General features: G+C 73.7%; 9 protein-coding genes. 8 read left to right on the top strand and 1 reads right to left on the bottom strand.

What is annotated here, in order from left to right; all coding sequences use genetic code 11:
- Positions 1–78: 78 nt before the first annotated feature.
- Complete coding sequence (locus ABT263_RS15165) at positions 79–645, top strand: SMI1/KNR4 family protein (protein ID WP_352290932.1); 567 nt, start codon at positions 79–81, stop codon at positions 643–645.
- 309 nt (positions 646–954) lie between these two features.
- Here ABT263_RS15165 and ABT263_RS15170 read toward each other — a convergent pair whose 3' ends face one another.
- Positions 955–2,340, bottom strand: coding sequence for an NAD(P)/FAD-dependent oxidoreductase (locus ABT263_RS15170; RefSeq protein WP_352290933.1), 1,386 nt, complete (start codon positions 2,338–2,340; stop codon positions 955–957).
- An 815-nt stretch (positions 2,341–3,155) separates the two neighbouring features.
- On the opposite strand from ABT263_RS15170, the gene ABT263_RS15175 reads away from it, so the two are divergent.
- From ABT263_RS15175 to ABT263_RS15205, 7 genes are all read left to right on the top strand, one after another.
- Positions 3,156–5,426, top strand: a complete 2,271-nt coding sequence (locus ABT263_RS15175) for an RICIN domain-containing protein (RefSeq protein WP_352290934.1) — start codon at positions 3,156–3,158, stop codon at positions 5,424–5,426.
- Positions 5,427–5,567: 141 nt separating this feature from the next.
- Positions 5,568–6,278 carry a hypothetical protein gene (locus tag ABT263_RS15180; RefSeq protein WP_352290935.1) on the top strand — a complete coding sequence of 237 codons (711 nt, stop codon included), beginning with the start codon at positions 5,568–5,570 and terminating at the stop codon, positions 6,276–6,278.
- 112 nt (positions 6,279–6,390) lie between these two features.
- Positions 6,391–7,407 carry a UDP-glucose 4-epimerase GalE gene (gene galE / locus ABT263_RS15185; protein ID WP_352290936.1) on the top strand — a complete coding sequence of 339 codons (1,017 nt, stop codon included), beginning with the start codon at positions 6,391–6,393 and terminating at the stop codon, positions 7,405–7,407.
- A gap of 170 nt (positions 7,408–7,577) precedes the next feature.
- Complete coding sequence (locus ABT263_RS15190) at positions 7,578–8,030, top strand: hypothetical protein (RefSeq protein WP_352290937.1); 453 nt, start codon at positions 7,578–7,580, stop codon at positions 8,028–8,030.
- Between the two features lie 1,237 nt (positions 8,031–9,267).
- Positions 9,268–10,488, top strand: coding sequence for a helix-turn-helix transcriptional regulator (locus tag ABT263_RS15195; protein ID WP_329491258.1), 1,221 nt, complete (start codon positions 9,268–9,270; stop codon positions 10,486–10,488).
- 243 nt (positions 10,489–10,731) lie between these two features.
- On the top strand, positions 10,732–11,364 hold the full coding sequence (locus ABT263_RS15200; protein WP_352290938.1) for an FMN-dependent NADH-azoreductase: 633 nt from the start codon (positions 10,732–10,734) through the stop codon (positions 11,362–11,364).
- Between the two features lie 200 nt (positions 11,365–11,564).
- Complete coding sequence (locus ABT263_RS15205; RefSeq protein ID WP_329491260.1) at positions 11,565–12,758, top strand: cytochrome P450; 1,194 nt, start codon at positions 11,565–11,567, stop codon at positions 12,756–12,758.
- The last annotated feature ends 3 nt before the right edge of the window (positions 12,759–12,761 follow it).

A 12,761-nucleotide genomic window follows, 5' to 3' on the forward strand; every position in this document is an offset into this window, starting at 1 on the left:
GCCGCCGTGAACTGCCCTGGGCCCGTGCCCTTCGTGCGGAGGCCGCGGTTGTCGTACCCCTCTGGTACTCCTGACGGCATGACGGAACACGCCTCGGCCGCCGACCTCGGCCTGCTGCGCGCCGTGTTCGGTGCCGACCGGGCCGGGTCGGCCGTGCGGACACCACCACTCGGCCGCGGCGGGGTGCGCGCCTTCGAGGCCGAGCACGGCATCGTGCTGCCCGAGCCGTACCGGACGTTCGTGGCCGAGATCTGTGACGGCTTTTCGGACGGCCCGCCGCACCACGGGCTGATACCGGCCGCCGCGCTCCCGGCCGACTGGGGCGCCAGCCGTCCCGGGCAGGTCCTCGCCGAGCCGTTCCCGCTGTCGGCCGCCTGGCTGTGGGACGACGATCCACGGCCCGAGGAGGAGGTCGAGGCGCTCCTGGAGCGGGTCTTCCACCACGGCTCGATCGTGCTGGGCACCGACGGCTGCGGGATGTACTGGCACCTGGTGGTCTCCGGCCCCCGGCGCGGCGAGATCTGGCTGATCACGGGTGAGGGCGCCGTCCCCTACGGCGCCCCGGACGGCGGGTCGGCGGGGGAGCCGGGCTTCGGGGGCTGGGTCGCGCGCTGGGCGGCGGGCCTGCCGTGGTGGTCGGAGTGACAGCAGGGGCCGGGCGGGCCTGCCGGGGCGGTCCGAATGGCATGTCCTGGGCGGGAAGTTGGCTGGTCGGAGTTCTGGTCACGGCGCCGGCTCAGGTCTAGCATTCCGGTCACGGCAGCCGTGGTCCGGGCCTTCGGACCAGCCGGCCGGGTGGCCCCGCCGCCTCATGCCGGGGAGCGCGTACCCCCCGAGCGCGCTTCCCGGCGCCGCCGGCCGACCGTCGGCGGGGCCGTCGGCGACCGGGGCCGGGCGGTCGGTACGGGCCGGTCAGAACAGGTCGGTCGGTACGGGCCGGTCAGTACGGGCCGGTCAGTACGGGCCGGTCAGTTCGGCCACCCGCGGGAACCGGGCGATCGCCTCGCCGAGGGTCGGTGGGACGGTCCGGCGGGGCCGCAGCGTGGCGAGGGCCACCGCGGGCGAGGTCAGCCGGCCGGCGGGGGCGGCGAGCGAGAAGACGTCGAAGTAGGCCGCCGAGACGGCCGGGTCGGTGAGGGCGGCGCGCAGCAGCCGCTCGGTGTACCAGCGGCCGAGCCGCGCGGTCGGCCGCTGGGCGGGGGGTTCGTTCGACCGTGCGCCGGGGAAGCCCCGGTCCTGCTCCTCGGCCATCTTCCACGGGGTGTCGACGGCGCGGGCGATCCGCCGCTGCACGGTCGCGCTGACGTGCGGGTGGAGCCCTTCGGCGTCGAGGGTGGTCCGGATGGCGACGGCGCACTGCGCGGCGACGGCCATGCCGTGGCCGTAGACCGGGTTGAGGGCGGCCAGTGCGTCGCCCGTCGCGGCGAACCCCGCGGGCGTCCCGCTCTCGTAGCAGCGGCGGCGGTTCAGCGTGCCGCGACACGTGCGGATCGGGCCGACGGGGCGGGCGGCGCGGGCCAGGTCGTGCACGACCGGGTGGGTGAGGCCCTTGAGGAAGGTGTGGAACTCGGCCTCGGTGCGGGAGGGTTCGCCGGCCCGGGTGCCGGAGAGGGTGATGATCCAGCGGTCGTTCTCGATGGGGACGACGGTGGCGCCGCGCCCGGGGGTCCGCCGGCCGGGGACGGGGACGATGCTGACGACGGGGAAGCCCTGGTTGCCGCGCGGCGCGTCGAACAGGCGGGCGGCATAGGCGAGTCCGGCGTCCACGGTGACCTCCCGCGGACCTGCCGAGCCGAGTGCGCGCAGCCAGCGCGGGGCCTGGGAGCGGCGGCCGGTCGCGTCCACGACCAGGTCGGCCGGGAGGGTCTCGCGCGATCCGTCCGGGTTCCGCACCAGCGCCCCGCGGACCTGGGCCGCGTCGCCCGTCAGGCCGAGGACGGAGGTGCCCTCGCGGATCGTGACGGCGGCCCGGCCGCGCAGCCGCTGCCGGACGATGTGGTCGAGCAGGTGCCGGCTGCAGGCGATCAGATAGGCGGTCGACTCGAAGGCCTGGAGCCAGCCCGGGCCGAGGCGCATCAGCATGCCGGAGGGCATCGGCCGGCGGTGCGCTCCGGCGGCCAGCAGCGCGTCGACGGTTCCCGGCAGCAGCGCGTCCAAGGCGTCGGCTCCGCCACCGAGCAGGATGTGGCTGAAGTCGCCCTGCGGTAACCCCCGGCGCGGGTACGGCCCGTCGGGGAGGGTGTCCTGCTCGACGACGGTGACGCGGCGGGCGTGCGGTTCGAGGGCCGCGGCGGCCAGGAGTCCGGCGAGTCCGCCGCCGAGCACGACGGCGGTGCTCACCGCGCTCCGGCGGAGCGGTCGGACGCGCGGTGGTCGAACAAGCGGTGGGTGGGCGTGCGGTGGGCGGACGTGCGGTGGGCGGTGAGACGCTCGGAGTCGGGGCGCGCCGAGCCGCGGTGGGCCGTCGGGGGTGGGGCGTCCGGCGGGTCGTGCGGGAGTGGCACCAGGTGCCCGACGGGCGGCCGGGGGATCATCGAGGAGCCTCCGTGCGGTAGCGGACGGCGGGGCCGCCCAGTGGGCGAGGGCGCGGACGGCGGGGTGGGGCGCCCGGGCAGCCCGTGGCGGTGGCACCGGTGACGGCCGGACGGGCGTCCGCCCCGACCCCCCGGCCGGAGCCCGGCGAACCCGGCTCCATGCCCCCACCCCCGCTCTTCGATCCCCGGCCGCCGGTCACCGGACTCCGGCGGTCACCGGTCACCGGTCATCGGCCACCGGTCGGTCGGCCGAGGAAGCCCATTCTGGCCAGCGGCCGCAACTGTTCAAAGGGCAACCTTCGTTCTTCCCTCGCACGGGTGACCACGGCCCCCGTGCGAACGGCGCTCACGCGGGCGACCGGACCGGTCGGGGCGGGGCCGTCCGGGAACCGGTGCGGTGCGGGCCGGGCGGCCCCACCGCCGGCCCGTGCCGAGGGGTTCGCCGCGTGCTCGGTGGGCCCGTTCGCGCGCCGGTTCGAAGCCATCCGCAGATCTGCGCGAGTTTCGAAAGGAGGTTTCTGTTATCCGGCCCGGTCGGCCGTGATCTCCCTGGTGTCGGACGGTCCGGCCGCCGCGAGCAGCGGCAGGCGGACCGTCACACCGAGGAGAGGAGACGAACACATGGGAGACCGGAGCAGCGAGCGCCGGAGTACCGAGCGGCGTCGCCGCCGGAGCGGCAGGCCCGGGCGCCGGACGGCGCTCCTGGCCGCAGCCGTGGTGGCCGGGCTGGTCGCGGGTGCGCTGGGGATCCAGACCGCGTTCGAGCCGGCCGCGGACCGCAGCGTGTCGGTGGCGGCCGACGCCGCGGCCGACCGGGCGGCGGGTGGCATGGCCGGAGTGGTCGCCGACGGCGACGACCCGGGGGAGACCGGCACCGCCGAGGGGGCCACCCAGGCGCCCGCTCCGCAGCGGGAGAAGAAGGCCGCCCCACTGCAGGAGATACCCAAGGACCAGCCGGAGCGCGGTCTCGTCTACGCCGGTCTGGCCCTGCCGAGCGGCGACCGGTGCGCCGGCTCGCTGGAGGTCTCGGGCGGGCAGCTCTGCAGCCACGGGCCGGACGCGCCGCCCAAGGACGTGGACATCCGCAAGGACATCCCGCCGGTGGCCGCCGCGGCCGACCGGGCGCCGGTGCTCACCCCGGCCCCGGACGCCCAACCGCCCGCCGCCGCCGACCTGTTGAAGGGTGCGGCGCCCGTCCTGAACGCCGGGCAGAAGGCCCTGCTGGGTGACGCCGCCGCCGGAGCGCCCGCGCCCCAGCAGGCCGCGGCCGCCGCCGGCTCCGCGCTCGTCTGCGAGGGCGACGGCAGCACCGGCAACCGGGTCCAGGCGGTGTACGTCCACGCCCCCGGCAACGACCGGTTCGCCCAGTACCTGGCCTCGTTCAAGAAGTGGGCCGCGGACGTCGACGTCATCTACAACGCCAGCGCCCAGGAGACCGGCGGCGTGCGGCACGTCCGCTTCGTCACCGAACCCGACTGCACCGCCTCGGTGCTGAACGTGCAGATCTCGGACTCCGAGATCAAGGACTTCAACGCGAGCAACCGCGCGCTCGCGGCGCAGGGGTTCAACCGCAAGGACCGCAAGTACATGATGTTCACCGACGCCAAGGTCTACTGCGGCATCGGCACCTTCGCGGGCGACGAGCGCCCCGGGCAGGACAACCTGAGCAACTTCGGCCCGTCGTACGGCCGGACCGACTCCGGCTGCTGGGGCGGCTCCACGGCGGCGCACGAACTCGGCCACAACCTGGGTGCGGTGAGCAACAGCGCACCCAACTCCAGCAAGGGCGGCCACTGCGTCGACGAGTGGGACCTGATGTGCTACTCGGACACCCCGTACTACCCGGCGATGAAGACGGTCTGCCCGGACAACGCCAGTGACAACCGGCTCGACTGCCACCACGACGACTACTACAACACCGCTCCCGCGCCGGGCAGTTACCTGGCCACGCACTGGAACGTCGCGAACAACCGGTTCCTGATCCCCGGGGGCGGCACCGGCCCGAACCCCAACCCGAGCCCCACCGCCACCCCGACGGCCACGCCGACCCGGACCACCACGCCGAGCCCGACCGGCACGCCGACCAAGACGCCGGCGCCGACCCCGACCGGGAGCCCGACGGCGACCACCACCCCGTCGCCCACCGGTACGCCGACCCGGACCGCCTCGCCCACGCCGACCCCGACCGCCTCGCCCACCGGTGGCACCGCGCCTGATGTGACGACCAGTCAGCTCACCCAGAACTCGGTCATGCTGAGCTGGACGGCTGTGCCGGCGGCCGCCGGGTACGACGTCCTGCTGAACGGCCAGACCATCGGCACCGTCCGCTCCACCGTCGTCGGTGTCGTCGGGCTGGCGCCCAACACCTCGTACACCGTCGCCGTCGCCGTCCGCGACAGCGCGGGCAGCGTCTCCAAGCCCGGTCGCTCCGCCACCTTCCGCACCCTCGCCGACGCCGGCCAGCCGCAGCCGGGCACCCGCTACACGATGGTCAACGGGCTGACCGGTCAGGCCGCCGACCTCTGGGGCAGCTCGCTCAACGACGGCACGGTGGCCATCGCGTACCAGCGCACCGGCTACGCCAACCAGAAGTGGAGCTTCGAGGACGCCGGTTCGGGCACCGTGCGGATCAAGTCGGCGCGTTCCGACAAGTGCCTCCAGCTGGGCGGCACCCCGGTGGCCGGCCAGTACCTCGCGCAGCAGCCCTGCTCCGACTCCGGCGCGCAGAAGTGGCGGCTCACCCAGTCGGGCGGTGGGGTCACCCTGACGGCCGAGGGTTCGAGCCTCGTCCTCGGGGTCAGCAGCCGCTGGTACTACGGCGGTTGGCTGCTGGAGCTGCAGAAGCCCAACGGTCAGGCCTACCAGTCCTGGACGCTCCAGAAGACCAGCTGACGGCGGCCCCGCCGAGGACCGTCCGACGGCGGGTCGCCCCGCCGTACCCGTTCCCCCGCCCGTCCCGATGACCCCGGGTGCGGCCGCCACCGTTCGACAGCGGTGGCGGCCGCACCCGGTTACCCCCGAGGATGCCCCACCATGCGTACCCGAACGTTCGCCACCGCCCTCGCCCTCGCGGGGGCGGTCGTTCTCGCACCCGCCGCGCTGCCCGCCGCCGCCCACGGCGACACCGTCCACCTGGAGGTCACCGGGCAGGACAGCGGACACGTCACCACCGTGGCCACCTGGGAGAACGACCACGACCCGGTCACCGAGGAGTTCGCCGGGTCGCTCGCCGCGACCTCCGCCGACGGCCGCTCGGCCGGGCCCTGGCGTCTGGTCGCCGTGCCCGGGCACCCCGGCTCCTACACCACCCGGGAGATGCTGCCGGCCGGCCACTGGCGGATCACGGTGGACTGCGCGTTCCCCTCGCTCGGGCACGGCGAGCGGGAGCTCGACATCGAACCGGCGGTCATCTCCGACCCGCCCCTGCCGACCCCCAGCGGGACGTCCGGCGCGCAGCCCACCACCGCCGGGCCCACGGCGGGGCCCACCGCCGTGCCCACGCCCACGCTCACGTCCGGAGCCACGCCCGCACCGACCCCTCCGGCGGGGTCCCCCTCCGCCGGACCGACGGCCGGCCCGACAGCCGGCCCGACCGCCGGGCAGACCGTGCCCCCCGCGCAGGACACCGCCGCCGGGAGCGACGGTTCGTCCACGGCGGTCCGGGTGGCCGTCGGCACCGCCGTGGCCGCCGTCGTCCTGGCCGCCACCGGCTTCGCGCTCCGCCGCCGGGCCCGCCGGCGCTGACTCCCGGTCGAAGGATCCGCAGGTCAGCGGAACCGGCGGGCCCGAACCCACCGTCCCCCCTCTCAACCGGACGCCGCCACGGCGTCCGACGGGAGCAAGGGAGCGTCCGCGCATGAAGAAGGTCCTGATCACCGGTGGCGCGGGATACATCGGCAGCACCGTCGCGTCCGCACTGCTCGACCAGGGCATCACGCCGGTCGTGCTCGACGACCTCTCCGCCGGCCGGCCGGAGTTCGTCGAGGGCCGGGTGTTCTACCGGGGTGACATCGCCGACGCGGACCTCCTGGACCGCGTCTTCGCCGAGCACCCCGACATCGGCGCCACCCTGCACTGCGCGGCCCGGATCGTGGTGCCGGAGTCGGTCGCCAAGCCGCTGTTCTACTACCGGGAGAACGTCGCCAAGACGGTCGAGCTGCTGGAGGGCCTCCAGCGCAACGGCTGTACCCGGGTCGTCTTCAGCAGCTCCGGCTCCATCTACGCGCCCACCCCGGACGCCCGGGTCGACGAGAGCTGCCCCGTCGCCGCCGGCAGCCCGTACGCGCGGACCAAGCAGATGATGGAGCTGGTCCTCCAGGACTGGACCCGGGGCGAGGGCGCCGAGGACCTCCGGGTCGTCGCGCTGCGCTACTTCAACCCGGTCGGCGCCGACCCGCGGCTGCGCACCGGGCTGCAGGACCTCCGGCCGACCCACGCCCTCGGCAAGCTGATCGAGGCCCATGCCGACGGCGTGCCGTTCACCGTCACCGGCGGGGACTGGGCGACCCGGGACGGTTCCGGCATCCGGGACTACATCCACGTGCAGGACGTCGCCGAGGCCCACGTCGCCGCGCTCACCCGGTTCGACGAGGTGATCAAGCCCGCCGCCGAGGACCGCTACCGGGTGATCAACATCGGCACCGGTGAGGGCACCACCGTCCGCGAGCTGATCGCGGCCTTCGAGGCCGCCGTCGGCGCCGAGGTCGAGGTCCGGGAGGCGGACCCCCGCCCCGGCGACGTGATCGGCTGCTACGCCGCCGTCGACACCGCCCGCGAACTGCTCGGCTGGACCGCGCGGCGCACCATCGCCGAGGCCGTCGCCGACGCCCTCGCCTGGCGCGCCAAGTGGACGGCGCACCTCGCCTCCGCCTGACGGGCGGTCGGCGCCTGACGGGCCCGCGCCCACCGCGTCCTCCGGCGAAGGCGAAGGGCGAAGGGCGAAGGCGAGAACCGGGCTGACGGCCGCGCGGGCGAGCCACCGGGCAACCCGCCGACCGGCACCGGACCGTGGGGAGCGGAGTGGAGTGCCCGGCGGGGGAGCGGGTGGCCGGAATCAGCCGGTGGACGTGGACGTGGACGCGCAGGGCGCTGATCGGACTCTGCGGGGCGGTCCTGCTGCTTCCGGCGGCGCTGGTCGCGATCCGGCTCGGCGGCCGGGACGACCGCACCCCGCCGGCGCTCCCGATGGTGCTGCTGTCCTACGCGGCGGTCGCCGGCCTGGTGGTGCTGGGTGTGCTGCTCGCCCTGCGCCCCTGGTGGGCGGCGGCCCTGGCCGGGCTGCTCGCCACCGGTCTGACGGAGACCCACGCCGAACTCGGCCGGGGCGGTTCGCCCCCCTGGCCGGAGGACAATGCGGACTTCCCGCACCTACCGTTGGTGATCCAGATCGGCCATGTCCTCCATGGTGAAGGTTTGACCGCCGTGGCGGTGTCCGGGCACCGCGTGCCGGGTACGGATCACCGTGCGGTGGTGGCCGAACTCGCCGTGACGGGCTGAACGTCGAGCGGCCGGTGCGGCCTGCGCCGCGCCGGTCGTCGGCATGGCTCGGACCGGTCGGCCGCCCTGTGTGCACACGGAGAGCGACATGCCACAGGCGTCACTCCGGTCACAGAAATGATCACGATCATCACCCGATCGTGTTCGACATGACGTAGAGTCTGAATCGGCATGGACAGGCCAGGGGGCGCGTCCGAGTGCGTCTTCCGGCGGGGGCCGGGGGGGGGCGACGGCCCGCGGTGCGGGCGGGGACGGGTCTTTCCGGCATGTCGCACAGCGGGCGAGGCTGCGGGCCGAGGGGGTGGATGCTGCGTGCGGATCGAGTCGGTGGTCGTGGTGGGTCGCGACGTGTCTGAACAGCTGCGGCGGCGAGACGATCTGTTCCACGATGTGGCCAGCCCTTTCCAAGGCCTCGGTGTTCTGGGCATGCTCGTGGGGGGCCGCCGGGGGGGCGCCGCCTTCGCCGGTCACGGCGACCGGGGTCGCTGTCGCAGTCCGGGTCACCGGCCGGCGGGACATCAGGGTGCCTGCGGCGAAAGCCTCTTACAGATCGGACGGTGTTCGCTGCCCTACCGTTCGCGGATGACCGACGACCCGGTCATCGCGCATTCCTCTCCCCGTCTCCTCCCGCCGGCCCCGTCCGGTGGTCGGGCGGCTGTTCAGGGCCCCGTCGACATGGTGGTCGCACCCGGCACCTCGTGACCGGAGCGGGCTCTTCCGGCTCATCGGCTGCGGGCCGCCGCGCGTTCGGCGGCCGACGCACCGTCGCGCAGTGGTCAATCTCACGTCAGCGCCCCAGGCGGCCCCGGCAGGCCTTCCTGGAGCCGAACGACGGCTCTGTGGAAGGGGGTTGCCGAATGTTGTCCAGACGTTCCGGAGCTCCGGAACCGGCCCTTCCGTCCTGCGGACCGGGCCCGGCCCGCAGGTCGACGGGCTCGGGGCACGGGGGCCCGACCATGCGTCGCGGACCGCCGGGCCGCCGCTCGTCCGCGACCGACCAGGCACCACCGGCACGATCGTGTTGCAGGCCCCACATTCCCATGTCGAATCGAGTGGCGTCCGACGATGCCCGCCGAGCAGCCGGGCAGGACAGGGCGGTACCGATTCCGAGTCGGAGGATACAGTGTCATTTCGGACTTACACGGCGCCCGGTCCTTCCCTGCAGTTATCCGACGAAGTCGTCCAGTTGGCGGCGCGTTCCGCCCAGTCGTGGCTCGACGGCCAGCTCGGTAGGAGTATGGATCTGGCCGCCGCCGCCACGGGCCGGGCGCAGGCCGGAGCGCCGGGCTCCTGCTCGCTGAAGGCGAGGATCTGGCACGCGACGCTGTTGACCCGCGTCCGCGGTCTGGGGGCGGCTACCAACATGCTCGCCGACGACACGTCACCTGTCCACGGATCGAACCAAGTTGAGAAGCGGGCCGCTCATTTGCTGTGCGAGGCGGAGCTGAGCCTGGCCAAGGGCGAGCTCGACCGGGCGGTCGCCTCGGCCCAGGCCGGTCTCCGGCTGGCCCAGCAGGCCGGCAACCGATCGCTGAACCCGAGCGGGTTCCTCGTCATGGCGGTCAGTACGACCCGGCAGCTGGACCTCACCACCGCCCTCCAGTACGCGAACCGGCTGCGGGACCACGCCCTGCTCGGACGCGCGAACCTGATGGCCGGGCAGTGCGCCTGGGCCGTCGCCCAGGTGCTGGAGGCCCGGGACGGGACGGAGAGCATCGCCCACCTCCTGAAGGGGCTGGTGCACGACGGTGCGCTGGCCCGGGAGTTGCTGGTCTCGCAGCCGGCCGCGGCGGCCTGGCTGGTCCGCGCCGCGCAGCGGCTGTCGGACGACGAGATCGCCGTCCGGACGGTCACCCAGGTCAACGAACTGGCGGCGCGCAACCCCAGCTTCCGCACCGTCCAGGCGGCGTCCGCGCACGCCATCGGCCTGTTCGAGCGGAACGCCGCGGCCCTGGAGCGGGCCGCCGGCCTGCACCTGGACCGGTGGGCGCAGGCCTCCGCGCTGGAGGACGCGAGTGCGGTGCGGTTCGCCCGCCGCTCCGAGCAGGACCAGGCCGTCGAGCTGCTGAAACGGGCGGCGGACGGCTACGGGGCGGTCGGTGCCTCCCGCGACGTCCTGCGGGTGCGCAGCAAGCTCAGGGAACTGGAGGGCAACAGCGGGCAGTTCTCGCGCCGCCCGAGCCGGACCAGAACGATGGCCAGCCAGTTGACCGACACCGAGTACGCGGTGGCGGAGCTGGTGAGCCAGGGACTCACCAACGGGCGGGTGGGGCGACAGCTCTTCATGTCCCCGCACACGGTGGCGTTCCATCTCAAGAAGATCTTCCGCAAGCTCGACGTCGCCTCCCGGGTGGAGCTGGCAGGCACCTGGAACCGGCTCGTGGAGGAGCGGACGACCGAATTGGGCGCGGAGTCCGCGTTCGTGCCCGAGGTACCGGCCGGGCGGTTGGCCGTGTGAGGCCCGCGCGCCGGTGCGACGGTGTGCGGACGTTCGCGGAACGGGCCCTTCCGATGGGCCGCCGCGGCGTGCCGCCCGGCCGTCCGGGCCGGCGCGTGGGCCCGCCGCGCGGCTCCTCACGGGCCGGTGGCCACCCGCGCTACCAGACTGAGGGATGCCCGTCCGGGGCGCTTCTCCTTAGACTCGAAGAGCGTTGGAAAAGCAGTTCTCGGTGAATCGCTCAGGACAATCCAGGGGCCCTTTGTGTCTTCTCTTCTCCACATTGATTCGAGCATCCGCGCCACCGGCTCCGTGACGAGGCAGTTGTCGTCGTATTTCGCCACCCAGTGGCGCCAGAACCACCCCGGTGACGGTTACACCTACCGGGACCTGGCGGCCCAGCCGGTCCCGCACATCACCCACGCGGTGCGCGAGTCGCTCCTGGACCCCAGCCGTGACCACGGGCTGGCGCCGGCGGAGAAGGCGCTCACCGAGGCCGTGGTGGCCGAGGTCCGCGAGGCGAGCACGATCGTGCTCGGCGTCCCGATGTACAACTACGCCGTGCCGTCGACGATCAAGTCGTGGATCGACCTGCTGGTCAGCCCGGCCCACATGGTGCCCCCGGGTGCCGAGTCGGGCCCGCTGAGCGGCAAGACGGTCGTCGTGGTCACCGCCCGCGGCGGCTCGTACGCGCCGGGCACGCCGCGGGAGGGCTGGGACCACCAGGAGCCCTACCTGCGCGCGGTGCTGAGCTCGATCGGCCTCGCCGACGACCTGAAGTTCGTGCACGCCGAGCTGACCCTCGCGGCGATCGTGCCGGCGATGGCGGCGCTCAAGCCGCTGGGCGAGCAGTCCCTGGCGAACGCCCACGAGACGCTCAAGAAGCTGGCTCTCTGATTCCACGGAACGGCCCGGCCGTCATTCGCGGCCGGCGGGAACATCGCGGCGGGCTCGTGCCGGATTCGCCGCGTGATTCGCCGTGCCCGCACACCGGTGCGGGCCCGGTGAATCCTCCGGGAAACGGCTCCGTACCGAACCGGCGGGGCTGCCGTTTTCGTGCGCAGGGATATTTCGACCCGAAACGGAGAAGGTGCGTCATGAGCGAGGCGATCTCTTACGAGGATGCCTGGGCGCGGACTGACAAGTTCGACCCGCCGGCGATTTTCGACGAGCTGCGGAAGGAGCGCCCGCTGGCGCGGATGGTCTACCCCGACGGGCACGTCGGGTGGATCGCCACCAGCCACGAGCTCGCCCGGCAGGTCCTGAGCGACCCGAAGTTCAGCCACAACCTGGAGATCGGGCACTTCCCGGTCACCAAGTACGGTGGTCCGGTACCGCAGTTCCCGGCCATGCCGGGGATGTTCATCCACATGGACCCGCCGGAGCAGACCCGGTTCCGCAAGCTGCTGACGCGCGAGTTCACCGGGCGCACGATCAACCAGCTGACGCCGCAGGTCGAGGCGGTGGCCGCCGAGCAGATCAAGGTCATGCGCGAGCACGGCAACTCCGCCGACCTGCTGGAGACCTTCGCCAACCCGCTGGTCCTGCGGGTGCTGTCGGACCTGATCGGCCTGCCCTACAGCGAGCGGGACCGCTACGCCGAGGCGCCGGCGGTCATGAACAACCCGTTCGGTGACGCGCAGGAGTCGATGGCCGCGTTCGCCCAGGTGGGCGCGTTCATCCACGAGACCATCGCGCGCAAGAAGGCGGAGCCCGGGGACGACATCCTGAGCCGGCTGATCGCCACCGGGGAGCTCAGCGACGAGGAGCTGGGCAACATCACCGCCCTGCTGCTGTTCGCGGGTTACGAGACCACGGAGGGCGCGCTGACGGTCGGCGTGTTCGCGCTGCTGCACCACCCGGAGCAGCTGGCCGCCCTGCGGGCCGACCCCTCGAAGATCGATGACGCGGTGGAGGAGATCCTCCGCTACATCACCGTCAACCAGTACGAGATCTTCCGGACCGCCCTGGAGGACCTCGAACTCGGCGGCCACGCCGTGAAGAAGGGCGAGACGGTCACCGTCTCGCTGCCGGCCGCCAATCGCGACCCGGCGAAGTTCGGCTGCCCCGCCGACCTCGACCTCTCCCGGGACACCGCGGGCCACGTGGCCTTCGGCTACGGCGTCCACCAGTGCATCGGCCAGAACCTGGCCCGGCTGCAGCTGCGGGTCGGCCTGCGGGCCCTGCTGGAGGCCTTCCCCGACCTGCGCCTGGCGGTGCCGGCGGACGACGTCCCGCTGCGGACCCACGGGTCCGTCTTCGCTGTGAAGTCCCTGCCCGTTTCCTGGTAACTC

The sequence above is a fragment of the Kitasatospora sp. NPDC001603 genome, assembly GCF_040298365.1.
In the GTDB taxonomy this organism is placed as follows: Bacteria; Actinomycetota; Actinomycetes; order Streptomycetales; family Streptomycetaceae; genus Kitasatospora.

Coding starts and splice junctions, on each gene's coding strand:
- ABT263_RS15175 (WP_352290934.1), top strand. CDS start 3,156: ATGGGAGACCGGAGCAGCGAGCGCCGGAGTACCGAGCGGCGTCGCCGC.
- ABT263_RS15165 (WP_352290932.1), top strand. CDS start 79: ATGACGGAACACGCCTCGGCCGCCGACCTCGGCCTGCTGCGCGCCGTG.
- ABT263_RS15195 (WP_329491258.1), top strand. CDS start 9,268: ATGGATCTGGCCGCCGCCGCCACGGGCCGGGCGCAGGCCGGAGCGCCG.
- galE (WP_352290936.1), top strand. CDS start 6,391: ATGAAGAAGGTCCTGATCACCGGTGGCGCGGGATACATCGGCAGCACC.
- ABT263_RS15180 (WP_352290935.1), top strand. CDS start 5,568: ATGCGTACCCGAACGTTCGCCACCGCCCTCGCCCTCGCGGGGGCGGTC.
- ABT263_RS15205 (WP_329491260.1), top strand. CDS start 11,565: ATGAGCGAGGCGATCTCTTACGAGGATGCCTGGGCGCGGACTGACAAG.